Here is a 21,690-nt window from a genome sequence, read left to right as displayed (position 1 = left end):
CGGATCTCCAGACTCGTCGGGTGAGGGCGTCGGAGCGGAGGAGCAGCGCCGGGAACCATGAGCGTCGGCGACATGACAAGTGAAGGGCCAACCCCGCCCGGGTTCAAGCCCCAGGACGGCGAACGGCCGTTTCGTAACACGTGAACGCGCATAGACGAGCAGCCGACGGCGCCCTCCGGCCGCAGGGCGGACCGTTGTCCGGCGCGAACCCCCTGCGAAGGCCTAGCATCCCGGCCATGAGCATCGACGGGTACTACGCACGCGTCTCCCCGACCGACCTCGGGCGGGCCCTCGCCGACCCGGACGCGGCAAGGGAGTTGACCGATCCCCAGCAACCTGCGCCCGACCGGCGGCACAGTGTCGGCCCGTACTGGGACGCCATAGCCTTCCTGCTCCGCCGCCGCGGCTTTCCGGTCGACCTGGCCCGCGGCGGCACCGAACTCCCCGGCGCCCCGGACCTCGGCTACGGCCCGCCCCGCTACCTGACGCCCGATCAAGTCCGTTGCATGGCCGAGGCCCTGGAGGCCGTCACCCCGGACACCCTCGCCAAGGACGTCACCGCGGCCGAGCTCACCACCGCCGGCATCCACCCCCTCGGCCACTGGGACCGCGACGGCTCCCTCGACTCCGCCGCGGCCGCCTACCAGGACCTCCTCGCCTTCCTCCGCACCACCGCCCGCTACCACCAGGCCGTCCTCCTGTGGACGGCCTGAACCCGTTCCGCGCACCCGTCACCACCACACTCGACCACACCCGGGAGCACTCCGTGGAGGACCCCCAGTTCACCGTCACGGTGGACCACGCCCCGCCCTCCGGCACCGCACCCCTGCAGGCCGTCCGCTCGCTCGCCGGCCTGAGCCTGTGGGAGAGTCGGCGCCTCCTTGACGGCCCGCTGCCCGCCCTCCTGCTGCCCGATGCCCCGCTGGACTCCGCCCTCACCGCCGCCCGACGCCTGCGCTCGGCCGGTGTCGAGGTCTCCGTCGACTGCTCCGCCTGCCACCGCACCGTCCCCGCCGACGGCACCCTGCTCGACCCGGGCCCGTGCGCCGAGCTCCCGTGGCTCATCACCGCCCACTGCCGCGCCAACTCGCTGACCTCCTGCGACTGTTACTGGTGCACCCGCCGCCCGCTCGACAGCTATACCGCCTGACGCCCGCACCGGCACACCCGCCGGGGCCCGGACAACCGACGGGGCCCCGGCGGGATCCGGAGGTCCGCTGGCGCCCGCGCCGCTGGTCCGGCCCGGTGGTGGACCGACATGATCGGGGCAGGCCGCCACCGTCAGGAGACCCGATGCCCACCGACCTCACTCCCCATGTGCGCCGAGCCCGCGCCGAGGACCTGCCCCGGATCGCCGAACTGGCCGCCGAGCACGCCGCCTACGAGCGGGCCGCCCCGCCCGCCCCCGGTCTCGACACCCGTCTGGCCGCCCTGCTCTTCGACGCCCCGTCACCCCGCCTGCGCTGCTTCGTCGCCGACCCCGGCGACGGCGGCGGGCCGATCGGCTACGCCAGCTGCTCCCCCGAGCTCTCCACCTGGGACGGCGCCGAGTACCTCCACCTCGACTGCCTCTTCGTCCGCGACGGCCACCGCGGTCACGGCCTGGGCGCCCGCCTGATGGAGGCCGTCCTCGCCGAGGCCCGCGCGCTGGGCCTCAGCCAGGTCCAGTGGCAGACCCCGCCCTGGAACACCGACGCCATCCGCTTCTACGACCGCCTCGGCGGCCGGGCCGCCACCAAGCAGCGCTACACCCTGCCGACGGGCGGAGCCTGACCCTCCGTCACGCCCAGACCGCCGTCACCCGACCGGCCGCTCCAGACGGCAACTGCCACCGTCGCACTGCCGCTCCAGCCTGCCCCGCGGGACGGTCTGCACCAGACCGAGCACCCAGCAGGCCGGGCACCCCCGCAGCGCCAGCAGCCCGACCGGCAGGAGGAGCAGGGCCACCCACCCCGCCACCGGCAGCAGCGCGAACGCGCCCGCCAGCGCCCCGAACCCGGCCCCACCCCGGAGGAGGTGGACCTGCACTGACCGGCTCGCGTACGAGGGCCCCGCACTCCCCTTCACCGGCACGTCCCCTCCTCCTCCCGGGCGTTCTCCAGACTCTCCCGCACCGCGGCGCGGGCCCGGTGCAGCCGCGACTTCATGGCCGCCGTACTCAGGCCGAGCGCGTCCGCCACCGTCCGGCCGGGCAGGCCGCGCACGTCCCGCATGATCAGCACCCGCCGCTGGTCGTCGGGCAGCGCCGCGACGGCGGCGGCCACCCGCTCCACCTCCAGCCCGGCCAGCGCGTCCTCCTCCGCCGAGGGCGCGAGCGCCTCGACGGCCGGCTCCCCGCCGTGCACCAGGTGACGGGCCCGGCGCAGGCACTCGTTGCGCACGATCCGGAACATCCACGAGGCCAGCGCCGCGCTCGCCCGCAGCGTGCCCACCTTCCGGAACAGCACGATCATCGCGTCCTGCGCCGCGTCCTCCGCGTCCTGGCTGCTGGCGCAGAGCGAGAAGGCGAACCGCCGCACGTGCGGGTACGCGCCGGAGACCAGCACGGCGATCGACGCCTCGTCACCCTCCTGCGCCGCCACCACCAACCGCTCCTCCGGCCACGCACCGGCCGCTGCCCTAACCACGCCGTCCCTTCCTCACCTTCAGCACCACCATGCACGTGCACACCAGCACGGCCAGCGCCACCGCACCCACCACGACTCCGGTCATCGGACCTCCCTCGCTCCGGCGGCCCCGTAGGGCCGCTCGACCATAAGAGGCCCACCGAACCAAAAGGATTCAGCTCTCCGGCAACGAAATCCGGCCCGCACACCCCGGCGTCAGTAGTAACCCTCCATCAGTTCCGTGGCCCAGCCCGGCTGGGCCTGCGCCCCGCGCGGCCCGAACTCCGCCACCCAGGGCTTGAGGTCGAGCACCGGCGTGCCGTCGACGGCGTCCAACCCGCCCACGTGGACGTCCAGGCCGTCCACCCGCAGCAGCGTGCAGCGGGAGACCCCGAGCCGGTTGGGCCGGTTCTTGCCGCGCTGGGCGAAGATGCCCACCAGGGGCCAGTCCTCGTTGCCGCGCGGGTGGCGAGCACCGGTCTCCACCCGCTCCGGCGGGACCCGGTCGAAGTGGAAGACCACCTCCAGGTGGGAGAAGGCGTCGAGCCCGTACAGCGCCTCGGGCCCGAACCGCGCGGCGTCGAGCCGGATCACCGCCTCCACCCCCGCCCAGTCGTCGTCCTCCACCGGCACCCGGCCGCCGACCACGTGCCCGACGGGCTCCAGTCCGATCACAGCCTCATCCCCCGCTCTCCCTCGTCATGATCCTCACCTGCGCCCCGCACCCTACGACAGCCACCCGGTCACCGCCGACGGCCGGAGACCAGCTCCAACTGCTCTCCGCCGAACCGCTCCCGGAAGCCCCCGGTCGTGGGAGACCGCGACCACCGCTCCCCGGTAGGCGGCGAGGGCGACCTGGAGGTCCTCGACCAGGTCGAGGGCGATGTGGTTGGTCGGCTCGTCGAGGACCAAGAGGTCGGCCGGGCTGGTCACCAGGGTGGCGAGCTGGAGGCGGCGCTGCTGCCCGGCGGAGAGCTCTGCCACGCGGGGTTGGCCCCGTGTCGGGGACAACCTCCCGTTCGACTTCATGCTGTTCCCCGCACACGCGGGTTGACCTGGTGACCTCTCGGTCGGAGAGCCGGCACCGGAGAGTATCAGTGGGCGGTGCTCAGGGCAGGTCAAGCAGTGCGATGCCGTGCGGTTGCGCCAAGGCGAGTCGGGTACCGTCGGGGCTGAGGGCAGCGGTTGGGGTCGGTAGTGGGTTCTCGAAGGGGCGGTCCTTGGCTGGGGTTGTGAACTCGGGCCACTCGTCCAACAGTTGGCCAGTTGTCGCGTCGAGGAGTCTCGGGTGTCCGTGCAGGGACAGCAACTGCTCGCCCCGTGGGAGCAGCAGGCCCGGAACCAGCGGTAGCCGGCTTCGGTGGAGCCAGCGCCGTTCGGGCGTCGACCAGATGCCCAGGTGCTCCGTGCCGAGTTGGGTCTCCTCCTCGTCTCCCGTGCTGTCCCGCGTGGTGGCGAGGACCAGTCGGTCCGAGTCCAGCCAGCAGGCCGCGCCGACCTCGGCCACGTCCCAGAGGTCGAACGGGAGCACTCCCGGCCCACCCAGCAGCGCCGGGTCCGCCAGCACCGCCGCCACGTCGTACACCCGCACCAGCCCGTACGGACCCCAGACGCACGCGTGCGACAGCAGGTACCGCCCGTCCGGTGAGAACGAGAGCCGGGAGTGGAACAACCGGTTCAGCTCCCGCTCCCCCGGCGTCAGCTGCTCCCCCGTCGCCAGGTCGACCAGCCGCAGGTCGCCCCGGTGCGACGGGCAGTGGGCCAGCAGCTCCCGACCGTCGGCGGCCCGGCCGACCGCGACCGGGTGGTCGAACGAGGTCGCCTCGTAGTGGCTCCGGCCGAACTCCCGCAAAGGGAGGCCGCGTTCGAGCACCAGCCCCTCGGTGCCCCGCTCGGCGTAGAGCACCCGGAACCGCCCCGACGGTGACACCACCGCCCGGTCGAACAGCGGCCCGAACGAGGAGATCTCGCCCGCCAGTTCCACCCCGCCCACGGACCACCGCCGCCCGCCCGAAGCGGCGTCCAGCAGCCCCTCCTCGTCCCAGTGCAACGACCGGACTCCGCCCTCGACCGCAAAGAACTCCGTACCCACCGTCAACTCCCGTTCCGCACAACCCACGTCCGCCCCGCCAACGATCACGGCACCGCCACCGTGCCCGCGGCGGTCATCTCCGGGAGTCCACAAGTCCTTCGCAATCTGTCGTGGGTTGGGGCTAGAGTGCCCGCCATCTGACACCGCCCTTCGGGGCGACGGGGGAGGAGTTCTCAATCATGGCAAGGAATTTGAGACGTTTGCGGGGCCTGCGCCCCGTCCGCGTGATCACCGCCGCGGCGGTCGGACTGGCCGGGGTGGTCCTGTCCGCCTCGGGTGCGGCGGCCGCGCCGCCGATCACGCAGGTACCGCAGGTCTCGCTGGCCTACACGGACGCGCAGACTCCGACCACGAGTTACCCGCAGCCGACCGGCGAAGTGCCGCTCGGCAGCTGGCTCGACGCTGCGGGCACCGCCCACAAGTCGCGCGTCTACGCCTCCTTCGACCTGGCGGGCTACGCCGACAAGGACGCCAAGAAGCGCGTGGTCTCCGCCTGGATGATCTTCGGCGAGACCGAGGCCACCAGCTACGTCCCGCGCAGCGTCGAGGTCTGGCAGACCGCCACGACGAGCAACCCGATCACCTGGCGCCGGGCGCCCGCCGAGCGCAAGCTGCTGGGCACCGTGATCACCAGCGCCGGCGGCCCCGCCTCGTACCTGCGCCTGGACCTGACGGCCGCTGCCGCAGCCGCCGCGACCGCCGGGAACCACACGCTCTCCCTGGAGCTGCGGCTGCCCGACGCGGACGAGTCGAACACCGCGCTGGGGCGCCGGCTGAACCCCCGGATGTGGTTCTACGCCACGTCCAACACCCAGCCCGGGACACCCACCGATCTCTACAGCCAGGACTACACCTGCGCGGCCGGCACGCCGCACCCGTTCCTGCCGAGCCTGACCCCGTCGCTGACGGCGATGCAGCACGACGCGGACGCGTTCGACGACTACCTCACCGGCCAGTTCGCGATCTGGCCGGCGGGGCACCCGGAGCAGCGCACCGAGTTCACGGGCGAGAACATGCGCAAGGAGTACGGGCGGAGCGCGCCCGTGCCGCCCGGGGTGCTCGTCGACGGCGGCACGTACAACTGGCAGGTCCGGGGCGGCGACGGGACGGACCAGTCCGCCTGGTCGAAGCCCTGCACCTTCCGCGTCGACACCAGCCGGCCCACCGCCGCGCCCGTGGTGACCTCGTCGAACTACCCGGCCGAGCAGACCGTGCCCGCCGGGGTCCCCGGCGATTTCACCTTCACGGCCAACTCGGTCTCGGACGTGGTGGGTTACCAGTACAGCTGGAGCCAGGACTTCCCGGTGTTCGGCTGGTCCACGGGCCCCAACGGCCTGCCGGTGCACACCGACCCGTTCACCCAGCCGGGCGTCGTCCGGGCTCCGCGGCTGGGCGGTCCACTGACGCTCTCGCTGACGCCGCCGAGCAGCGGCCCGAACTGGCTCTACGTCCGTAGCCTCGACCGGGCGCTCAACTCGTCCCCGGTGACCTCCTACCGGTTCTTCGTCCCCAACACCTCGCCGGTCGTGACCGGCCTGCCGAACCCGGTACTGCTCGGGACGCCCTTCACCCTGCACCTGGCACCGAACGCGAGCATCGCCACGGTGGACAGCTACACCGTCCAGCTCAACTACGAGCAGCCGCGCACCGTTCAGGCCGGCCCGGACGGCACCGCCGACCTGACCTTCGCCCTCACCAGCGCCGGCGGGAACACCATCACGGTCCGCAGCCACAGCCCGAACGGCTGGGTCAGCTCCGAGAACCGGATCTTCGCCGACGTGGACACCACTCCCACCGTCACCTCCGAGGTCTACCCGGAGGACCTCGGCGAGGGCAACGCCGGCGGCGGGGTCGGGGTCACCGGCGTCTTCACGTTCGCCTCGAAGGTGCCGAACACGGCGTCCTACACCTACGCCTTCGACTGGGGCACCGAGACGACCCTCCCCGTGGAGGCGGACGGGACGGCGCAGGTCTCCTGGACCCCTGAGGAGAGCGGCTTCCACATGCTCAACGTCTACGCGAAGGACCGGGACGGGAAGCGGTACGAGACGCACTACTACTACTTCAACGTGAGCTGACGCTCCGGCGGCAGGGCGAGGGGGTACGCCATCACGGCGTACCCCCTCGCTGCGCTCGCGTCCGGGGACGGAACGAGGGGAGCGCGGAGCAGCCGCAGCCCGGGCGGTGACCGCACGTCAGCCCCTCCGCGAGCACGGCCGCGACGACGGGCCAGACCGCCGGAGGCACTCAGCGCGGCCCGCGCGCCGACCTGGTCCGTCCGCCGATGGGATCGGGTTGGTCAGACCAGGGCCGCGCCGCCGTCCACGGCCAGGGTGGTGCCGGTGACGTAGGCGTTGGTCAGGGCGAAGACGTAGGCCGCCGCGGCCTCCTCGGCGGTGCCCACACGCCCCGTCAGGAGCCCTGCCCCCGCGGCCTCCAGGAAGGCATCCGGGTCCGGGACGCTGCTGTCCCACAGTTCGGTGCGGATCACACCGGGCCGGATCACGTTGACGCGCACGGGGGCGAGTTCGACGGCGAGCGCCCTGGTCAGGGCCTCGATGCCGCCGGTGATGCCCGCCGCGAGGGCGGTGCCGGGGAGGGGGCGGTTCGCCAGGACGCCGGAGCTGAAGGTGATCGAGCCGCCGGCGCGCAGTCGCGGTGCGGCGTGCTTCGCGGCCAGGAACGCGCCCCAGAACCGGCGCTCGAAGACGGCCCTGGCCTCCTGCGGGGCGGTGTCCGCCAGCGGCTTGATCAGCAGGGATTCGCCCGCCGTGTAGACGAGGTGGTCGAACTCCCCCATCTGCTCGAAGAACGCGGCGATGGCCTCGCCGTCGGCGACGTCCAGACGGCGGCCCTCGACCCGCCCACCGAGCTGCTCCGTGGCCGCGTTCACACGGTCCCGGTTGCTGGAGGCGACCACGACCTCCGCGCCGGCCGCCACGGCCTGGCGGGCCACCGCGAAGCCGATGCCGGAGGTGCCGCCGATGATCACGATCTTCTTGCCGGAGAGGGACATGAGGGGGATTCCGTTCGTCGGTGTCGTGCTTGCGGTGCGGGGTTCCGCGACCGCCACGGCACGAAGCTACGGCTCCGGATCGAGATGTTGAATGGCCGAAAATCTTGAATACCTGTCAGATCGTCTCGCCGCGTGGGCACTAGGGTGGCGCGGTGGACATCCTCAGCAACACCCTCGAAGTCCTGCGCACCGGACGCCCGATGGTGACCCGCACCGACGCGTACGCCCCGTGGGCCCTGAGGTTCCAGCCCCTCTCGGGGGCCGGCTTCCACGTGGTCGTGGAAGGGCGCTGCCACCTCCTGCCGCCGCACGGCGAGCCGGTCCCGCTCGGCCCCGGCGACATCGTGTTCCTGCGGCGCGGCAGCGGACACACCCTCTGCGACCTGCCGGGCCGGGAGCCGGTGGACTTCGTGCCGGAGCGGGTGGACCGTTCCTCGCCGATCGGCCAGGTCACCGTGGACGGGCCGGGGCCGCGCACGGTGCTGGTGTGCGGCGCGTTCGCGATCGACGTCGACCGCCCGCACCCGCTGTTCGGCGATCTGCCGGAGGTGGTCCACCTGCCCGCCGTGCCCGGCCGCCACCCGGTGCTGCGCTCGGCGGTCGACCAGCTGTGCGCCGAGTTCCACGCGCCGCAGCCGGGCTCGGACGCGGTGGTCACGGCGCTGGTCGACCTGCTCCTGCTGTACGTCCTCCGGTCCTGGTACGCCGAGCTGCCGAAGGACCGCACCCGGGGGTGGGCGGCCGCGCTGACCGACCCGGCGGTCGCGCCGGCCCTGCGGGCGATCCACGACGATCCCGGGCACCCGTGGACGGTGGAGTCCCTGAGCGCCCGCGCCGGGCTCTCCCGCGCCGCCTTCGCCCGCCGCTTCGCCTCGGTGGTCGGCGTACCGCCGTTGGCCTACCTGACCACCTGGCGGATGGCCACCGCGGCGCGGCTGCTCCAGCACTCCCCCGCCCGGCTCGGCACGATCGCCCAACGCACCGGGTACACCTCGGAGTTCGCCTTCGCCAAGGCCTTCAAGCGGCACTACGGATCGCCGCCGGGGGCCTACCGCAAGCAGGCCGGGGCGGCAGGCGGCGGTCCGCGCGGCGGACACAGCTGACCGAGGGCAGCGGCCGTGGCTGTGCCCCTCGGTCTCCGGCATACCGTAGGGTCACCCAATGGCGAAGTACTTCGACGTGCACCCAGAGTCCCCCCAGCCGCGCACCATCGGCACCGTGGCGGACAGCCTCCGTTCGGGGGCCCTCATCGCGTACCCGACCGACTCCTGTTTCGCCCTCGGCTGCCAGCTCGGCAACCACGAGGGGCTGGAGCGGATCCGGACGATCCGGCGGCTCGACGACCGGCACCACTTCACCCTGATGTGCGAGGACTTCGCGCAGCTGGGGCAGTTCGTGCAGCTCGACAACAACGTCTTCCGCGCCGTCAAGGCCGCCACGCCCGGCAGTTACACCTTCATCCTCCCCGCCACCAAGGAGGTCCCGCGGCGCCTCCTGCACCCGAAGAAGAAGACCGTCGGGGTCCGGATCCCCGACCACGCCGTCACCCGGGCGCTGCTCGCCGAACTCGGCGAGCCGCTGGTCTCCAGCACCCTGATCCTGCCCGGCGACGAGGAGCCGATGACGCAGGGGTGGGAGATCAAGGAGCGGCTCGACCACGTCCTGGACGCCGTGCTGGACTCCGGCGACTGCGGCACCGAGCCGACCACCGTCATCGACTTCTCGGACGGCGAGGCGACGATCGTCCGGCGCGGGGCCGGTGACACCTCACGGTTCGAGTAGCGACACCGGGAGGGTCCTTCAACGGACCCTCAACGGACCTTCACCGGAAGCGACTTGAGCCCGTTCTGGAAGTTGGAGACCAGCCGGACGGGCTCGCCCGCGAGCTCCAGCTCCGGGAGGGCGGTGGCGACCTCCCGGACCAGGGCGCGCATCTGGACCCGGGCCAGCTGCGCGCCGAGACAGAAGTGCGGGCCGTCGCCGAAGCTCACGTGATCGTTGCCCGCCCGGTCCGGGTCGAAGCGGTCGGGGTCGGCGAAGACCGCCGGGTCGCGGTTGGCGGCGGCGTGGTAGACGACCACCTTGTCGCCGCGCCGCAGGCGCTGCCCGCCGAGCTCCACATCCCGGGTGACGGTGCGTCGGAAGTCGGTCACCGGTGGCCAGTAGCGCAGCATCTCCTCGACCACGGCGGGCGTCCGCGACGGGTCGGCCCGCAGCCGCCGGTACTCCTCCGGGTGGGTGAGCAGGGTGTGCAGGCCGCCCGGCACGCCGTTGCGCAGCGTCTCGTTCCCGGCCACCGCGAAGAGGAAGAAGGTCGTCTCGAACTCCTCCTCCGTCAGCCCGCCCGCCACCATCCGGGCCAGCACGCTCCCGGCGGCCGGCCGCCGGGCCAGGCCGTGCGCGTACGCGAACATGTCGGCCAGCGCCGCCCGCGAGCGCGGGTTGACGGGCCGTCCGTCCGGCCGGACCAGGTCCTCCGGGCGCGGACGGACGGCCACCGCGGCGCGCCCCAGCTCGCTCAGACCTGACGTATCCGGGGCGGCTTGGGCATGGTCGGAGTCCTGGTAGCCGATCACCCGGTCCGCCCAGCCCGCGAGCAGCGCGCGGTCCTCCTCGGGCACGCCCATGATCCGGGCCAGCGTCCAGACCGGCAGGTCGGCCGCCAGCCGGACCAGGTCGAGCGTGTCCCCCGGACCGGCCGGCCGGGCCGCCCGCACCACCGCCGCGGCCCGCGCCTCGATCCCGGCGGTCAACTCCCGGACGGCGCGCGGGGTGAAGGCGGCGGCCACGATGCGGCGCAGCCGGGAGTGGCCGGGCGGGTCCTGGTTGAGCATCGTGGTGCGGGCGAAGGCCAGCTCGGCGGCGGTGTCGGGGTCGCGGATCTGGGTGGCGCCCAGGTGCGAGGAGTACGTCGAGGGCGTGCGCAGCACGTGCCGGACGTCGGCGTGCCGCAGCACCGCCCAGTACCCGGGCCCGGCCGGCCAGTCGCCCACCGCAGGCTCCTCGACCCGGCAGACGGGGGCCAGTTCCCGGAGTTCGCGGAAGAGCGCGTAGGGCACTCCTTCGGCGTAGGTGGCGGGGAGGAAGATCCGGTTCACCTGTTCCTGGTCCAGGGGCACGGGCCCTGACGCTACGGCAGATCCGCCGATTGGTGAAGCACGTCACGGCTTCGCACCGTCCCCAACCGGGGCCCGGACGTGTAGGTTCCTGCCTCCGAGGGACACTCCGCGGCTCGCCCCGCCGGGGTGCTCCCGCCGACTGCTGCGCCCGCGTCGAACACCGTCGAACACCCTTGTGCACCACCCCCCTTTCAACGGCTCCATCCGACGAGAGAGATCACGAGAGATGTCTGCAGACGACTCCGCGCACCACCCTCCCCAGAGCATCGGCGTGGTAGCCGAGTCGACGTCCGGGGAGACCCGGGTCGCGGCGACCCCGTCCACGGTGCGCGGCCTGCTCGCGCTCGGCTACCAGGTCGTGGTCGAGTCCGGGGCCGGTACGGCCTCCGGGTTCACCGACGACGCCTTCACCGAGGCGGGTGCGGCCGTCGGCGACGCCTGGGCGGCCGAGGTCGTGCTGAAGGTGAACGCCCCCTCCCCCGAGGAGATCGCCCGGCTGCGGAAGGGCAGCACGCTGATCGGGATGCTGGCCCCGGCCCAGCGGCCGGAGCTGCTGGAGGCGCTGGCGGAGCGTCAGGTGACGGCGCTGGCGCTGGAGGCGGTGCCCCGGATCTCCCGGGCGCAGTCGATGGACGTGCTCAGCTCGATGGCGAACATCGCCGGGTACCGGGCGGTGATCGAGGCCGCGCACGTCTTCGGGCGGTTCTTCACCGGCCAGGTGACGGCGGCGGGCAAGGTGCCGCCGGCCAAGGTGCTGGTGGCGGGGGCGGGCGTGGCCGGGCTGGCCGCGATCGGTGCCGCCTCCAGCCTGGGCGCGATCGTCCGGGCGACCGACCCCCGGCCGGAGGTGGCCGACCAGGTGAAGTCGCTGGGCGGCGAGTACCTGCCGGTGGAGGTGGAGCAGGAGGCGAGCACCGACGGGTACGCCAAGGCGACCTCGGCCGACTACGACCGGGCCGCCGCCGAGCTCTACCACGCGCAGGCGGCGGACGTGGACATCGTGGTGACCACCGCGCTGATCCCCGGGCGCACGGCGCCGCGGCTGCTGACGGCCCGTGACGTGGCGGCGATGAAGCCGGGCAGCGTCATCGTGGACATGGCCGCCTCGCAGGGCGGGAACGTCGAGGGCACCGTGGCCGGCCGGACGGTGGTGACGGAGAACGGCGTCACCATCATCGGCTACACCGACCTGGCGGCCCGGCTGCCCACCCAGGCCTCGCAGTTGTTCGGCACCAACCTGGTCAACCTGCTGAAGCTGCTGACCCCCGGCAAGGACGGCCGCCTGACGGTCGACTTCGAGGACGTGGTCCAACGGGCCGTCACCGTGGTCCGCGACGGCGAGATCACCTGGCCGCCGCCGCCCGTCGCGGTCTCGGCCGCCCCGGCGGCCGCCGCCGTGAAGGCACCCGTCGCGCCGGTGGAACAGAAGGCGTCGAGGCTGACCCCGGCGGTGCGCTTCGGCCTGATCGGCGCGGGGATGCTCGCGGTGTTCGCCCTGGTGGCCTTCGCCCCGGCCCAACTGGGCCGCAACTTCACGGTGTTCTCGCTCGCCGTGGTGATCGGCTACTACGTCATCGGCAAGGTGCACCACGCGCTGCACACGCCGCTGATGTCGGTGACCAACGCGATCTCCGGGATCGTGGTGGTCGGCGCCCTGCTCCAGGTCGGCCACGAGAGCGTCCTGGTCACCGTGCTCTCCGCGGTGGCGATCCTGCTCACCAGCATCAACGTCTTCGGCGGCTTCGCCGTGACCCGCCGCATGCTCGGCATGTTCTCCTCCTCCCCCGAAAGGCGTTGAGCGCCCGATGACTTCCTTGACGGCCGCGAACGCCGCGGACCTGGTCGCCGCCCTGCTGTTCATCCTCAGCCTGGCGGGGCTCTCGCAGCACCGCACCGCCCGCGCCGGGGTCGCGTACGGCATCGCCGGCATGGCCCTCGCGCTGGCCGCCACGGTGATCGTGGCCTCCCGTTCGATCAACGCCGGGGCCGTGACCCTGATCGTGGTGGCGATGGCGCTCGGCGGGGCGATCGGCCTCTGGCGGGCCAAGCGGGTCGAGATGACCGAGATGCCCGAACTCATCGCCGTGCTGCACAGCTTCGTCGGCCTGGCCGCGGTACTGGTGGGCTGGAACAGCTACCTGGAGGTGGAGGCGCACGGCGCCGCGCAGACCGCCGTCGGCGCGGACCTGCTGGGCATCCACCACGCCGAGGTGTTCATCGGCATCTTCATCGGCGCCGTCACCTTCACCGGTTCGATCGTCGCCTTCCTCAAGCTCTCCGCCCGGATCAACTCCCGGCCGCTGATGCTGCCGGGCAAGAACGTGCTCAACCTCGGCGCGCTCGGCGCCTTCGTCGGCCTCACGGTCTGGTTCACCGTCAGCCCGGGCCTGGGCCTGATGATCGCGGTCACCGTGCTGGCGCTGGCGCTCGGCTGGCACCTGGTGGCCTCGATCGGCGGCGGCGACATGCCGGTGGTGGTCTCGATGCTGAACAGCTACTCGGGCTGGGCGGCGGCCGCGGCGGGCTTCCTGCTCGACAACAACCTGCTGATCGTGACCGGCGCACTGGTCGGCTCCTCCGGCGCCTACCTCTCCTTCATCATGTGCAAGGCGATGAACCGCTCCTTCGTCTCGGTCATCGCGGGCGGTTTCGGCGTCGAGGCGCCGGCCTCCGGCGGTGGCGAGGAGGAGGGCGAGCACCGCGAGGTGCAGGCGGCCGAGGCGGCCGAACTCCTGGCCGAGGCACGGTCGGTGATCATCACCCCCGGCTACGGCATGGCGGTCGCCCAGGCCCAGCACCCCGTCGCGGAGCTGACCCGCCGGCTGCGCGAGCGCGGCGTGGAGGTCCGCTTCGGCGTCCACCCGGTGGCGGGCCGGCTGCCCGGGCACATGAACGTGCTGCTGGCCGAGGCCAAGGTGCCGTACGACGTCGTCCTGGAGATGGACGAGATCAACGACGACTTCGCCCGGACGGACGTGGTCCTGGTCATCGGGGCCAACGACACCGTCAACCCGGCCGCCGAGGAGGACCCGGCCAGCCCGATCGCCGGCATGCCGGTGCTCAAGGTCTGGGAGGCCGGCCAGGTCATCGTCTTCAAGCGCTCGATGGCCTCCGGCTACGCGGGTGTGCAGAACCCGCTGTTCTTCCGCGAGAACACCAGCATGCTCTTCGGCGACGCCAAGCAGAGCGTCGACCAGATCCTGGTCGCCCTCGACGCCCTGACCCCGGCGGCCGCCGGCCGCTGATCTCCAGCTCCCCAGTGCGCCCCTGCCGGGTCCCGGCAGGGGCGCACTGCATTCCCTTCCGTTCATGTGCAAGTCCTTTTCCCTTCGATCCACAGTCACATCCCCCAGGGGGGCTGCTAATTGAAGGCGCGGACGCCCAGGATGGTGTAGAATCAGAAGCACAGCAGGCGATCCGGGGGAACCGGCATCAGGACGATGCCAACGGACGCCACTGGTCCTTGGGGGACGAAATGACGTACAACCTCGCCACCGCTCAGGCCACCATCGACATGCGCCTGCAGGAGGCCCGCACCTTCCGCCTCGCCCGCGCGCTCAAGCTCCGCGAACGCGCCAAGCGCAGCAACGAGCGCGCCCGTCAGGCACTGACCAGCGTCAACGCATGAGCACCCCGATCCACGACGGGCCGTCACCAGCACCACGGTGACGGCCCGTCCGCCGTTTCGGCACCGGCCCGGAACGGCCCACCTCCCGCCCCTCGCACCACGCCAGGACCCGGCGCCCGAAAGCAGTTCGGTTAGGCTAACCTAACTGCTGCGCCCGACCAGATCACCGGCCCGCCCCGGCCTGCCCGTGCGCCGAAGCACCACCACCGGGAGAGGGACAGCGGCATGGCCGAGGACATACGTGAACTGGACGGCAGGATCGCCCTGGTGACGGGTGCCGCCCGCGGCATCGGAGCGGCCGTCGCCCGGGCGCTCGCCGCCCGGGGGGCCGAGGTGGTGGCCACCGACATCCGCACCCCGCACGACGACGTGACCTACCTGGACGTCACCGACGGCGCCGCCGTCGAGGCGACGGTGGACCGGGTCGAGCGCGAGACCGGGCCGATCTCCATCCTGGTGAACGTGGCCGGCATCCTGCGCCCCGCCCCGGTGGTCGAACTCACCGACGAGGACTGGGCCGAGACCTTCGCGGTCAACACCACGGGCGTCTTCCACACCTGCCGGGCGGTCGGGCGCCGGATGGCCGCGCGCGGCTCCGGCTCGGTGGTCACCGTCGGCTCCAACGCGGCCGGGGTGCCCCGCACCAGGATGGCCGCGTACGCCGCCTCCAAGGCCGCCGCCGCGATGTTCACCAAGGTCCTCGGGCTGGAGCTGGCCCGGGAGGGGGTGCGGTGCAACCTGGTCTCCCCCGGCTCCACCTACACCGAGATGCAGCGCCAGTTCTGGACCGACGAGCAGAGTGAGCGCCGCGTGCTCGACGGCGACCCGGACAACTACCGGGTCGGCATCCCGCTGGGCCGGATCGGCGCCGCCGAGGACGTCGCGGAGGCCGTCGCCTTCCTGGTCAGCGACCGCGCCCGGCAGATCACCATGCACGACCTGTACGTCGACGGCGGCGCCACGCTCCGGGCCTGACGCGGCGTCACAACCGACCGACCAGAGCACCCCCGCCCCTCCCCGCCTCCGGCGCCGAAGCCACGCCGGACGAAGAACGGAGCAGCATGACCACGGCCTACCGGGCCTCCGCCCCCGCCGGCACCCCCACCGACTCCCCGGGCAGTCTGCTGGCCGCCTACCGCCCCGGCCCCGAACAGGCCTTCCTCACCGGCCCGCACGGCACCCTGCTGGCCCGGGGAGCGCTGCGCCAGGTCACCGACCCGGCGCAGGCCGGGGAGGCGCTGCGGGAGGCCCGCCGTACCTTGGGCGGCACCCCGCTGCTGGTCGGCGCCATCCCGTTCGCCCCCGGCCGCCCGGCCCGCCTGTTCGTGCCCGCCGAGGTGCACCGGGCCGGCCCCGCCGCCGAGGACCCGGCCTTCCTGCTGCCCGCCCGCCGTACCGCTGCCGCGAGCCCGGCCTGGTCCCAACGCCCGTTCCCCGAAGGGCCGTTGTACGCACGGGCGGTGGCCGAGGCGGTGCGCCGGATGCGGGCCGGGACCGGCCCGTCGAAGGTGGTGCTGGCCCGGACGCTGGAGCTGACCGCGCCCGGCGGGGCCGATCTGCCCGCGATGCTGGCCCGGCTGATCCACCGGGACCCGGGCGGCCACACCTTCGCCGTCCCGGCCGGCGGCGCCGCCACCCTGGTCGGCGCCAGCCCCGAGCTGCTGGTCTCCCGCCGCGGCCGCAACGTGGTCTCCAACCCGCTGGCCGGCTCCGCCGCCCGCTCCACCGACCTGGCCGAGGACATCCGCCGGGCCGCCGCGCTGCTGGACTCGCCCAAGGACCTGGCCGAGCACGCCTTCGTCACCGACGCCATCCGCCGGGTGCTGGAGCCGTACTGCGAGGAGCTGACCGTCCCTCAGCGGCCCACCCTGGTGCGGACAGCCGCGATGTGGCACCTGTCCACCACCATCACCGCCACCCTGCGCGACCCCGCCGTCTCCGCCCTGGAGCTGGCGCTCGCGCTCCACCCCACCCCGGCGATCTGCGGCACCCCGACCGACCGGGCCCGCGAGCTGATCGCCGAGCTGGAGCCCTTCGACCGCGGCCTGTACACCGGCGCGGTGGGCTGGGGCGACGCGGACGGGGACGGCGAGTGGGTGGTGACCCTGCGCTGCGCCGAGGCGGAGGGCGACGGGCTGCGGCTGTACGCGGGCGCCGGGGTGGTGGAGGCCTCCGACCCGGCGGCCGAACTCGCCGAGACCACGGCCAAGTTCGGCACCTTCCTGCACGCGGTCGGCCTGGAGGACGCCAAGTGACCCGCACCGAGGAGCCCGACCTGCTGGGCGGCTGGCCCGCCGACACCGCCGCCCGCTACCGCGCGGCCGGGTACTGGACCGGCGAACGGCTGGACGAGATGATCCGCCGTCACGCCGCCGCCCGGCCGGGGCGGATCGCCGTCACCGACGGCGAACGGCACTGGAGCTACGCGGAGTTGGACCGCCGGGCGGACCAGCTCGCCACCGGCCTGCTGGCCCGGGGCCTGCGCCGGGGCGACCGGGTGGTGCTCCAACTCCCCAATACCGCAGAGTTCTTCGAGGTCTTCTTCGGCCTGCTGCGGGCCGGGGTGGTGCCGGTGATGGCGCTGCCCGCGCACCGCCGCGCCGAGCTGACGTACTTCTGCGAGTTCGCCGGGGCCAAGGCGCTCTTCGTCCCGGAGCGCCACGCCGGGTACGACCACCGGCAGTTGGCCTCCGAGGTGCTCGCCGCGCTGGCCGAGCCGATCGAGGTCTTCGTGGCCGGCGCGCCCGGCCCGCACCTGCGGCTGGACGGGCTGCGCGCCGCCGGGCCGCGGCCCGTCGCCGACCCGCCGGCCAGCACCGGGCTCGCCTTCCTCCAGCTCTCCGGCGGCTCCACCGGGCTGCCCAAGCTGATCCCCCGGGCCCACGACGACTACCTCTACAGCGTCCGCGAGTCGGCCCGGATCTGCGGGCTGAGCCCCTCCTCGGTCTACCTCTGCGCCCTGCCCGCCGCGCACAACTTCCCACTCAGCTCCCCGGGTTCGCTCGGCACCTTCTTCGCCGGCGGCCGGGTGGTGCTCGCCCCGGACCCGAGCCCGGGCACCGCGCTGGCCCTGATCGCCCGGGAGCGGGTCACCGTCACGGGCGTGGTGCCGCCGGTCGCGCTGGCCTGGGCCGACGCCGCCCCGCACGCCGGGCACGACCTCTCCAGCCTGGAGCTGCTCCAGGTCGGCGGGGCCAAGCTCAGCGAGGAGGCCGCCCGCCGCCTAGGCCCGGCCCTCGGCTGCCGGCTCCAGCAGGTCTTCGGCATGGCCGAGGGCCTGGTCAACTACACCCGCCCAGAGGACGACGAACTGACCGTCCTCACCACCCAGGGCCGCCCGGTCAGCGACCTGGACGACGAGGTGCGGATCGTCGACGACCAGGACCGCGACCTGCCCGACGGCACCACCGGCCACCTGCTCACCCGCGGCCCGTACACCATCCGGGGCTACTGGCGGGCGCCCGGGCACAACGCCCGCGCGTTCACCGCCGACGGCTTCTACCGCACCGGGGACCTGGTCCGCCGCACGCCCACCGGCCACCTGGTGGTGGAGGGCCGGGCCAAGGACCAGATCAACCGGGGCGGCGAGAAGGTCGCCGCCGAGGAGGTGGAGAACGTGCTGCTCGGCCACCCGGCGGTGCACGACGCCTCGGTGGTCGCGGTGCCCGACGAGTACCTGGGCGAGCGGACCCTGGCGTACGTGATCCTGCGTCAGGACGCCGAGCCGCCGCGCCCCGCCCGGCTGCGCGCCTTCGTCCGGGCGGCCGGACTGGCCGACTACAAGGTGCCGGACCGGATCGAGTTCGTGACCGCCTTCCCGCAGACCGGCATCGGCAAGGTCAGCAAGAAGGACCTGCGCTCCTCCGCCGCCCAGTAGGCTCCGGCCGACGCTCCTCCCCAAGGGACCCCCACCGCCATGGCACTTCCCACCATCGCCCCCTACCCGCTGCCGGGGCCGCGGGACGTCCCCGCGCCCCGGGTGCCGTGGACCGTCGACCCTGCCCGGGCCGCCGTCCTGGTCCACGACCTCCAGCACCACTTCCTCTCCCGCTTCACCCCCGGGGCCGAGCCGCTCGCCCCGGCCCTGGCCAACACCGCCCGGCTGCTCGAACTCGCCCGGGCGGCCGGGGTGCCGGTGCTGCACTCGCACCAGCGCGGCGGCCAGAGCCGCGAGGAGCGCGGCCTCCAGTACGACTTCTGGGGCCCTGGCATGCCCGACGACCCGGTCTCGCTCGCCTCGCCCGAGGCCGTCGCGCCGCGGCCCGGGGACGGGCACGTGACCAAGTGGAAGTACAGCGCCTTCGCCCGCACCGACCTGGCCGCGCAACTGGCCGCCGCCGGGCGCGACCAGTTGGTGATCGTCGGCGTCTACGCCCACATCGGGGTGCAGATGACCGCCGCCGACGCCTGGAGCCACGACCTCCAGGCCTTCGTGGTGGCCGACGCCACCGCCGACTTCGGCCGCGAGCAGCACCTGGGCGCGCTGGCCTGGATCGCCGGCAAGTGCGGCGTGGTGACCACCACCGAGCAGCTCGCGGCGGCCCTGCGATGACCCTCACCGCCCCGGCCGGCCCGGTCCCCGGCCTCCGGCTGCGGCCCCGCCGCGCCGTCCCGGCCGACGCGGGCCAGCTGTACGCCCTCTCCCGGCCGTTCATGCGGACCGGCGCGCTGCGCCCGCGCACCCCGCGCGAGTACCGGCTGACGGCGGCTCAGTTCCTGCTGCTGACCGGCCCCGACGGGTCCACCGTGGACGGCTGCGCGGCGCTGCGGCCGCTCCCGCCCGAGCCCGGGCGGCCGGCCGCCGGGGTCCTGCACAACCTCTGCGTGCGGCCCGGCCGCCAGGGCGCGGGCCTGGGCCGCGCCCTGGTCACCGCCGTCCTCGCCGAGGCCCGCCGGCTCGGCCTGCACACCGTCTGCACCGCCACCACCGGCTCCGGCCTGCTCTTCGAACGCCACGGCTTCACCGAAGTCCCGCCCGCGCTCGCCCCGCCCGCCTGGACCGCCACCCTGGACCCGGCCCGGGGCTCCCGCACCTACCTCCACCTCCCTGCCTGACGGAACCGACGGTGTACGGGGGATGACATCCGTCATCCCCCGTACGTGCGTCGCCCCACTGTCCGTCAACTCCCCTCCGGCTCTACCGTGAACACCATGACGACCACGGGGAAGCAGGACGACGGCACGACCGACGTCCGGATCAGCATCATCGGCGGCACCCACCTGGCGGGCCCGGAGGTCCGCACCCGCACCCTGACCGTCTCCCTGGTCGGGGGCGCGGACATCGACCTCACCGAGGTCGAGATCCCCCAGGACGCCGAACTCCAGATCACCAAGCTCAGCCTGGTCGGCGGCGTCCGCCTCCGGGTCCGCCCCGACGTCACCGTCAAGGTCACCGGCCTGCGCCTGGGCGGCGTCAGCGACGACGGCCCGGACCGCCTGGGCGGCCCGACCGTCCACGTCAACGCCTGGGGCCTGGTCGGCGGCGTCACCGTCGACCGCGGCTGAAAATCCCGGCGGTCCGCCGCCTGAGCTGCGAAGATACCGGCATGAACGACACCCGCGCGCCCGTCGTCCTCGGCATCGACGACCTGCGGCCGCTCCCCCGTTGCACCCGGATCGCCCGCACCAGCGGCGAGGGCGTGCGGCTGCTGGAGGAGCACCGCGAGGTGTACGTCGACGAGCTCTGGCTCGACCACGACCTCGGCGGCGAGGACAGCATCATGCCGGTGGTGACGCTGCTGGAGGAGGCCGCCTTCCACGGCCGCCCGTTCCGGATCGGCGCGGTGTACGTCCACAGCGCCAACCCCAGCGGCGCGGAGACCGTCGTCCGCGCCCTCCGCCGCTGGGACTACCCCGTCCGCCGGGCCGCCGCCTGACGGCCGGTCAGCCCGAGGACCACCGCCGACGGCTCCGGGCCGCCGCGTTAGCCTGACCGGCATGGCACTGACACGGCTCACCCTCACCTCCGGCCGCACGGTCGACCTCGACCAGGTCGAACTCTCCTCCACCTACGGCGGGCTGCTGGAGGGCTACCCGTGCCGACCGGGCAACAAGATGATGCTGGCGGGGCTGCGCCGGAAGGCAGCGGCCGGCAGCCGGCCCGGCCACCTGGTGGAGCCGCCCCGCGAACTGCCGGACGGCGAGACCCCGGCCGGCGCCTTCGGGCCGCTCGAACTGCTGCCCGCCGTGCTGTGCGTGGGCGTCTTCTCCTCCGAACCGGTCGACCCGGAGCTGCCCCGCTACCTGCACCGCTCGGAGCTGACCGTGATCTGGTTCCAGCCCACCACTGAGCTCCCGTCAGGAACGGTGGCCGCCCCGGGACTCCTCGACGTCCCGTGGGACGAACTCGCCCGGGACGAGGAGCTCTAGGAGTCCCGGGACCAGACCGGGACGACGGCCTCATGTGCGGCGTTTATCTCGCCCATACCTTGGAGGAGGCAGTCGGGGGGACGGCGATCCGCCTCCCCCCGGCCACCGCCCAAGGAAGCACGCGCGACGAAACGTTGTGAGGCACAGATGACCAGTCTCCGGATCGGCCTCGGCATCGCGGCCGGCATGAGCTCCCTCGCCCTCGCCCTGGTGGGTGGCACCACCTCGGCCGAGGCGGCCGCGTCCCCGGCACCCCCGGTCGTGGGCAGCTCCTCCCAGTCCGCCGCACTGGCGGCCACCAACTACCGCACGACCGCGCTCACCAGCGGCTACAACAACCGGTGCCTGGACGCGGACCTCAACACCATCAACTCCAACGGCACCAAGGTCCAGCTCTGGGACTGCAACGGCTGGTCGAACCAGACGTGGATCTGGACCCCGGTCGCCGGCCAGCCGGTCGGCTACTACTGGATCCAGACCGAGAAGAACTACAAGTGCCTGGACGCCGACCTCAACACCATCGGCGGCAACGGCACCAAGGTCCAGCTCTGGGACTGCAACGGCTGGGACAACCAGATCTGGATCTGGGACGGTCAGACGCTGCAGACCAAGAAGAACGCCCGCGTCATCGACGCGGACCTGGGCACCATCGGCGGGAACGGCACCAAGGTCCAGCTCTGGGACCGCAACGGCTGGTCCAACCAGCGGTGGATCTGGCACTGACGGCAGGTCACCCCACCACGGCGGCGGGCCCCCCCCCCCCCCGGGGGGGGGGCGCCCCCCCCCCGGGGGGGGCCGCGCCCCAGAACCCCCGGGGGCCCCCCAGCGGGGGGGGGGGGGGGGGCGCCCGGCGGCGCACC

The 21,690-nt window shown here is 73.4% G+C and carries 24 protein-coding genes and 1 pseudogene; 18 read left to right on the top strand and 7 right to left on the bottom strand.

What is annotated here, in order from left to right:
• Nucleotides 1–236 precede the first annotated feature (236 nt).
• The 3 genes from ACZ6ZR_RS27520 (at nt 237) to ACZ6ZR_RS27510 (ending at nt 1,773) form a co-directional block, all read left to right on the top strand.
• On the top strand, nt 237–713 hold the full coding sequence (locus ACZ6ZR_RS27520; RefSeq protein ID WP_465646707.1) for a YfbM family protein: 477 nt from the start codon (nt 237–239) through the stop codon (nt 711–713).
• A gap of 53 nt (nt 714–766) precedes the next feature.
• Nucleotides 767–1,150: a hypothetical protein gene (locus ACZ6ZR_RS27515; protein ID WP_465646705.1), complete on the top strand. Its 384-nt coding sequence runs from the start codon at nt 767–769 to the stop codon at nt 1,148–1,150.
• Between the two features lie 143 nt (nt 1,151–1,293).
• On the top strand, nt 1,294–1,773 hold the full coding sequence (locus tag ACZ6ZR_RS27510) for a GNAT family N-acetyltransferase (protein ID WP_465646703.1): 480 nt from the start codon (nt 1,294–1,296) through the stop codon (nt 1,771–1,773).
• A 24-nt stretch (nt 1,774–1,797) separates the two neighbouring features.
• Here the strand turns inward: ACZ6ZR_RS27510 and ACZ6ZR_RS27505 are convergent, their stop codons facing one another.
• The 5 genes and pseudogenes from ACZ6ZR_RS27505 to ACZ6ZR_RS27485 form a co-directional block, all read right to left on the bottom strand.
• The gene (locus ACZ6ZR_RS27505) at nt 1,798–2,073 is read right to left on the bottom strand and encodes a hypothetical protein (RefSeq protein ID WP_465646701.1); all 276 of its coding nucleotides are present in this window, start codon (nt 2,071–2,073) and stop codon (nt 1,798–1,800) included.
• The gene (locus ACZ6ZR_RS27500; RefSeq protein WP_465646699.1) at nt 2,064–2,627 is read right to left on the bottom strand and encodes an RNA polymerase sigma factor; all 564 of its coding nucleotides are present in this window, start codon (nt 2,625–2,627) and stop codon (nt 2,064–2,066) included. Before ACZ6ZR_RS27500 ends, ACZ6ZR_RS27505 begins: the two co-directional genes overlap by 10 nt.
• A 195-nt stretch (nt 2,628–2,822) precedes the next feature.
• Nucleotides 2,823–3,278, bottom strand: a complete 456-nt coding sequence (locus ACZ6ZR_RS27495; RefSeq protein ID WP_465646807.1) for an SAM-dependent methyltransferase — start codon at nt 3,276–3,278, stop codon at nt 2,823–2,825.
• Between the two features lie 71 nt (nt 3,279–3,349).
• A pseudogene (locus ACZ6ZR_RS27490) lies at nt 3,350–3,590 on the bottom strand (ATP-binding cassette domain-containing protein); the annotation flags it as partial.
• Nucleotides 3,591–3,714: 124 nt separating this feature from the next.
• The gene (locus ACZ6ZR_RS27485) at nt 3,715–4,698 is read right to left on the bottom strand and encodes a WD40 repeat domain-containing protein (RefSeq protein WP_465646697.1); all 984 of its coding nucleotides are present in this window, start codon (nt 4,696–4,698) and stop codon (nt 3,715–3,717) included.
• Nucleotides 4,699–4,877: 179 nt separating this feature from the next.
• On the opposite strand from ACZ6ZR_RS27485, the gene ACZ6ZR_RS27480 reads away from it, so the two are divergent.
• Nucleotides 4,878–6,776, top strand: coding sequence for a CBM96 family carbohydrate-binding protein (locus ACZ6ZR_RS27480; RefSeq protein WP_465646695.1), 1,899 nt, complete (start codon nt 4,878–4,880; stop codon nt 6,774–6,776).
• Between the two features lie 221 nt (nt 6,777–6,997).
• Here ACZ6ZR_RS27480 and ACZ6ZR_RS27475 read toward each other — a convergent pair whose 3' ends face one another.
• The gene (locus ACZ6ZR_RS27475) at nt 6,998–7,714 is read right to left on the bottom strand and encodes an SDR family oxidoreductase (RefSeq protein ID WP_465646693.1); all 717 of its coding nucleotides are present in this window, start codon (nt 7,712–7,714) and stop codon (nt 6,998–7,000) included.
• A gap of 152 nt (nt 7,715–7,866) precedes the next feature.
• Between ACZ6ZR_RS27475 and ACZ6ZR_RS27470 the strand changes: the two genes are divergently transcribed.
• Both ACZ6ZR_RS27470 and ACZ6ZR_RS27465 read left to right on the top strand, forming a co-directional pair.
• Entirely contained in the window at nt 7,867–8,817 is a 951-nt protein-coding gene (locus ACZ6ZR_RS27470) for an AraC family transcriptional regulator (protein WP_465646691.1), read from the top strand.
• Nucleotides 8,818–8,875: 58 nt separating this feature from the next.
• Nucleotides 8,876–9,496, top strand: a complete 621-nt coding sequence (locus ACZ6ZR_RS27465; protein WP_465646689.1) for an L-threonylcarbamoyladenylate synthase — start codon at nt 8,876–8,878, stop codon at nt 9,494–9,496.
• A gap of 29 nt (nt 9,497–9,525) precedes the next feature.
• Here ACZ6ZR_RS27465 and ACZ6ZR_RS27460 read toward each other — a convergent pair whose 3' ends face one another.
• Complete coding sequence (locus ACZ6ZR_RS27460) at nt 9,526–10,833, bottom strand: cytochrome P450 (protein WP_465646687.1); 1,308 nt, start codon at nt 10,831–10,833, stop codon at nt 9,526–9,528.
• A gap of 226 nt (nt 10,834–11,059) precedes the next feature.
• Between ACZ6ZR_RS27460 and ACZ6ZR_RS27455 the strand changes: the two genes are divergently transcribed.
• The 12 genes from ACZ6ZR_RS27455 to ACZ6ZR_RS27400 all read left to right on the top strand — a co-directional run bounded on the left by ACZ6ZR_RS27455 (nt 11,060) and on the right by ACZ6ZR_RS27400 (nt 21,553).
• Nucleotides 11,060–12,631, top strand: coding sequence for a Re/Si-specific NAD(P)(+) transhydrogenase subunit alpha (locus ACZ6ZR_RS27455; protein ID WP_465646685.1), 1,572 nt, complete (start codon nt 11,060–11,062; stop codon nt 12,629–12,631).
• Between the two features lie 7 nt (nt 12,632–12,638).
• Nucleotides 12,639–14,078, top strand: a complete 1,440-nt coding sequence (gene pntB, locus ACZ6ZR_RS27450) for a Re/Si-specific NAD(P)(+) transhydrogenase subunit beta (RefSeq protein WP_465646683.1) — start codon at nt 12,639–12,641, stop codon at nt 14,076–14,078.
• Nucleotides 14,079–14,308: 230 nt separating this feature from the next.
• Nucleotides 14,309–14,461, top strand: a complete 153-nt coding sequence (locus ACZ6ZR_RS27445; RefSeq protein WP_465646681.1) for a hypothetical protein — start codon at nt 14,309–14,311, stop codon at nt 14,459–14,461.
• Between the two features lie 225 nt (nt 14,462–14,686).
• Entirely contained in the window at nt 14,687–15,436 is a 750-nt protein-coding gene (locus ACZ6ZR_RS27440; RefSeq protein ID WP_465646679.1) for a 2,3-dihydro-2,3-dihydroxybenzoate dehydrogenase, read from the top strand.
• 86 nt (nt 15,437–15,522) lie between these two features.
• Nucleotides 15,523–16,716, top strand: coding sequence for an isochorismate synthase (locus ACZ6ZR_RS27435; protein WP_465646678.1), 1,194 nt, complete (start codon nt 15,523–15,525; stop codon nt 16,714–16,716).
• Complete coding sequence (locus ACZ6ZR_RS27430; protein WP_465646676.1) at nt 16,713–18,338, top strand: (2,3-dihydroxybenzoyl)adenylate synthase; 1,626 nt, start codon at nt 16,713–16,715, stop codon at nt 18,336–18,338. Before ACZ6ZR_RS27435 ends, ACZ6ZR_RS27430 begins: the two co-directional genes overlap by 4 nt.
• 39 nt (nt 18,339–18,377) lie before the next feature.
• On the top strand, nt 18,378–19,013 hold the full coding sequence (locus ACZ6ZR_RS27425; RefSeq protein WP_465646674.1) for an isochorismatase family protein: 636 nt from the start codon (nt 18,378–18,380) through the stop codon (nt 19,011–19,013).
• Nucleotides 19,010–19,516 (top strand): GNAT family N-acetyltransferase, encoded by a 507-nt coding sequence (locus tag ACZ6ZR_RS27420; RefSeq protein ID WP_465646672.1) that lies wholly within the window; start codon nt 19,010–19,012, stop codon nt 19,514–19,516. Before ACZ6ZR_RS27425 ends, ACZ6ZR_RS27420 begins: the two co-directional genes overlap by 4 nt.
• A 96-nt stretch (nt 19,517–19,612) precedes the next feature.
• A complete protein-coding gene (locus ACZ6ZR_RS27415) occupies nt 19,613–19,966 on the top strand; it encodes a hypothetical protein (RefSeq protein ID WP_465646670.1) in 354 nt (117 codons plus the stop codon).
• 41 nt (nt 19,967–20,007) lie between these two features.
• A complete protein-coding gene (locus tag ACZ6ZR_RS27410; protein WP_465646669.1) occupies nt 20,008–20,337 on the top strand; it encodes a cyclic-phosphate processing receiver domain-containing protein in 330 nt (109 codons plus the stop codon).
• Nucleotides 20,338–20,398: 61 nt separating this feature from the next.
• Entirely contained in the window at nt 20,399–20,830 is a 432-nt protein-coding gene (locus tag ACZ6ZR_RS27405) for a hypothetical protein (protein WP_465646667.1), read from the top strand.
• Between the two features lie 147 nt (nt 20,831–20,977).
• Nucleotides 20,978–21,553 (top strand): RICIN domain-containing protein, encoded by a 576-nt coding sequence (locus ACZ6ZR_RS27400; RefSeq protein ID WP_465646665.1) that lies wholly within the window; start codon nt 20,978–20,980, stop codon nt 21,551–21,553.
• Nucleotides 21,554–21,690 lie beyond the last annotated feature (137 nt).

This window comes from Kitasatospora sp. NPDC088742 (assembly GCF_055584905.1).
This window is presented reverse-complemented; position numbering and strand designations above follow the sequence as displayed.

Bases quoted from the DNA above. Each gene is read 5' to 3' on its own strand.
- ACZ6ZR_RS27520 (WP_465646707.1), top strand. From the start codon at position 237: ATGAGCATCGACGGGTACTACGCACGCGTCTCCCCGACCGACCTCGGG.
- ACZ6ZR_RS27510 (WP_465646703.1), top strand. From the start codon at position 1,294: ATGCCCACCGACCTCACTCCCCATGTGCGCCGAGCCCGCGCCGAGGAC.
- ACZ6ZR_RS27480 (WP_465646695.1), top strand. From the start codon at position 4,878: ATGGCAAGGAATTTGAGACGTTTGCGGGGCCTGCGCCCCGTCCGCGTG.
- ACZ6ZR_RS27475 (WP_465646693.1), bottom strand. From the start codon at position 7,714: ATGTCCCTCTCCGGCAAGAAGATCGTGATCATCGGCGGCACCTCCGGC.
- ACZ6ZR_RS27465 (WP_465646689.1), top strand. From the start codon at position 8,876: ATGGCGAAGTACTTCGACGTGCACCCAGAGTCCCCCCAGCCGCGCACC.
- ACZ6ZR_RS27455 (WP_465646685.1), top strand. From the start codon at position 11,060: ATGTCTGCAGACGACTCCGCGCACCACCCTCCCCAGAGCATCGGCGTG.
- pntB (WP_465646683.1), top strand. From the start codon at position 12,639: ATGACTTCCTTGACGGCCGCGAACGCCGCGGACCTGGTCGCCGCCCTG.
- ACZ6ZR_RS27445 (WP_465646681.1), top strand. From the start codon at position 14,309: ATGACGTACAACCTCGCCACCGCTCAGGCCACCATCGACATGCGCCTG.
- ACZ6ZR_RS27440 (WP_465646679.1), top strand. From the start codon at position 14,687: ATGGCCGAGGACATACGTGAACTGGACGGCAGGATCGCCCTGGTGACG.
- ACZ6ZR_RS27435 (WP_465646678.1), top strand. From the start codon at position 15,523: ATGACCACGGCCTACCGGGCCTCCGCCCCCGCCGGCACCCCCACCGAC.
- ACZ6ZR_RS27425 (WP_465646674.1), top strand. From the start codon at position 18,378: ATGGCACTTCCCACCATCGCCCCCTACCCGCTGCCGGGGCCGCGGGAC.
- ACZ6ZR_RS27420 (WP_465646672.1), top strand. From the start codon at position 19,010: ATGACCCTCACCGCCCCGGCCGGCCCGGTCCCCGGCCTCCGGCTGCGG.
- ACZ6ZR_RS27415 (WP_465646670.1), top strand. From the start codon at position 19,613: ATGACGACCACGGGGAAGCAGGACGACGGCACGACCGACGTCCGGATC.
- ACZ6ZR_RS27410 (WP_465646669.1), top strand. From the start codon at position 20,008: ATGAACGACACCCGCGCGCCCGTCGTCCTCGGCATCGACGACCTGCGG.
- ACZ6ZR_RS27405 (WP_465646667.1), top strand. From the start codon at position 20,399: ATGGCACTGACACGGCTCACCCTCACCTCCGGCCGCACGGTCGACCTC.
- ACZ6ZR_RS27400 (WP_465646665.1), top strand. From the start codon at position 20,978: ATGACCAGTCTCCGGATCGGCCTCGGCATCGCGGCCGGCATGAGCTCC.